The sequence below is a fragment of the Aquitalea sp. S1-19 genome, from assembly GCF_024343515.1.
Window position 1 is genome coordinate 1 of record NZ_RJTZ01000261.1, and the last position, 1,822, is coordinate 1,822.

General features: G+C 61.9%; 3 protein-coding genes and 1 pseudogene. All 4 read left to right on the forward strand.

Going from position 1 to position 1,822, the window contains the following annotated elements; genetic code table 11:
- Positions 1 to 181 (forward strand): 6,7-dimethyl-8-ribityllumazine synthase (locus EGI20_RS18045; RefSeq protein WP_498633079.1); only part of this gene is annotated, 181 nt, incomplete at its 5' end.
- Positions 182 to 217: 36 nt separating this feature from the next.
- On the forward strand, positions 218 to 667 hold the full coding sequence (nusB, locus tag EGI20_RS18050; protein ID WP_160796359.1) for a transcription antitermination factor NusB: 450 nt from the start codon (positions 218 to 220) through the stop codon (positions 665 to 667).
- A gap of 71 nt (positions 668 to 738) precedes the next feature.
- A complete protein-coding gene (gene thiL, locus EGI20_RS18055; RefSeq protein ID WP_498632463.1) occupies positions 739 to 1,689 on the forward strand; it encodes a thiamine-phosphate kinase in 951 nt (316 codons plus the stop codon).
- Positions 1,673 to 1,822, forward strand: a pseudogene (locus EGI20_RS18060) (phosphatidylglycerophosphatase A); the annotation flags it as partial. The gene thiL and the pseudogene EGI20_RS18060, both read left to right, overlap by 17 nt.

Consider the following 1,822-nt stretch of genomic DNA (forward strand, 5'->3'; position numbering starts at 1 on the left):
GTCCAACGAGTCCGGAGCCGCCGTGACACGTGTTGGCCTTGATGCCGGCGTGCCAGTTGCCAATGCCGTTCTTACGACCGAAACCGACGAGCAGGCTGAAGTGCGCATGATAGAAAAAGGCCGCGATGCTGCTCGCGTGGCCGTGGAAATGGCCAATCTACAAAAAGCCTTGCGCGGCTGAATACCTGCCGCGCCCGTTCTTTACAAGGAATAACCGATGAAAACCGCCCGCCGCCGCGCCCGCGAATTTGCCGTTCAGGGCATTTACGAGTGGCATCTGAATCAGGAAAGCCCGGCTTCCCTGATTGAAAAGCATTTGCGCGAGAATGATTACTTCGTCAAGGCTGACGAAGCGCTGTTCCGCACCTTGTTGTACGGTGTAGTCAAAGATGCCAAGGAACTGGGCATTCTGGTCGACCGCTTTCACGAGCGCAGTGCCGAAGAAGTGAGCCCGGTCGAGCGCTCTGTGCTGCTGATGGCCGCGCTGGAGCTGACCCAGCATCCGGAAACGCCTTATCCTGTGATCATTAACGAAGCGATCGAAATCACCAAGACCTTTGGTGGCACCGATGGTCACAAGTTTGTCAATGGTGTACTGGACAATCTGGCCGCCGAAGTGCGCGCCGACGAGGTCGCCAGCCAGAAGTCGCGCCGCCGCGCCGACTAAGCAATCAGGCCTGCCTGACTGACACCCGCTGCGGCGGGTGTTTTTGCGTCTGCTAGTGGCAGGAGGGATATATGAACGAATTCGAATTGATACGCCGCCATTTTACCCGCGCAACACCTCAGGCCGTGCTGGGCGTGGGCGACGATGCCGCCATTATCCAGGTGACGCCCGGTTGTGCTTTGCATGTCTCGGTCGATATGCTGGTGCAGGGGCGGCACTTCTTTGCCGATGTTGATCCGGTAAGCCTGGGGCACAAGGCGCTGGCGGTGAATCTGTCCGATATGGCGGCCATGGGCGCCGCGCCGCGCTGGGCATTGCTGGCGCTGGCCTTGCCGCAAGTCGATGAGGCATGGGCGGCCGGCTTTGCCCGCGGCTTCTTTGATCTGGCGGCGCGTTTCGGTGTTGAGCTGGTCGGTGGGGACACCACCTGCGGCCCGTTGACTTTGTCGGTGACTATCATGGGCGAGGCGCCACAGGGTATGGCACTGCGCCGCTCGGGCGCGCAACCGGGTGACGATATCTGGGTGAGTGGCCGGCTGGGTGAGGCCGCGCTGGCACTGGCCTGCCGACTGGGGCGGGTAAAAGATGTACCTCAGGATGTCCTGAACGAATGCCTGCAGCGCCTGGAGCGGCCCGAACCGCGGGTAGCGCTGGGTCTGGCGCTACGCACGGTCGCGCATGCGGCGCTGGATGTATCCGACGGTTTGATGGGAGATCTGGAGCATATCCTTGCGGCCTCGGGGGTGGGGGGCGAAATCGAACTGGAAGCCCTGCCGACCCACCCCTGGCTTGCGGCGCGCCGTGGCGAGCATGCGGCGCTGATTGCCGCCGGTGGCGATGATTACGAACTGTGTTTTACTGCGCCGGCTAGTGCCCGTGAGACGCTGGCCGATATCGCCGCGCAGTGTGATGTGGCGCTTAGCCGTATCGGGCGCATCAAGGCAGGCAGCGGCGCTTGCTTGCTGGACAAAGACGGGCGCGCGTGCCCGCTCGACAAAAAGGGGTATGACCATTTTGCGTAAACCTGACTGGGCTTTTGTTTGCTCGCATCCGGCGCATTTTCTGGCTTTCGGCTTTGGATCCGGTCTTGCCCCCAAGGCGCCGGGCACCTGGGGGTCGCTGGTTGCCTTGCCGTTATATGCGCTGCTGCTCGCG

Excerpts from the sequence above, each read along its gene's own strand:
- nusB (WP_160796359.1), top strand. The coding sequence starts at position 218 with ATGAAAACCGCCCGCCGCCGCGCCCGCGAATTTGCCGTTCAGGGCATT.
- thiL (WP_498632463.1), top strand. The coding sequence starts at position 739 with ATGAACGAATTCGAATTGATACGCCGCCATTTTACCCGCGCAACACCT.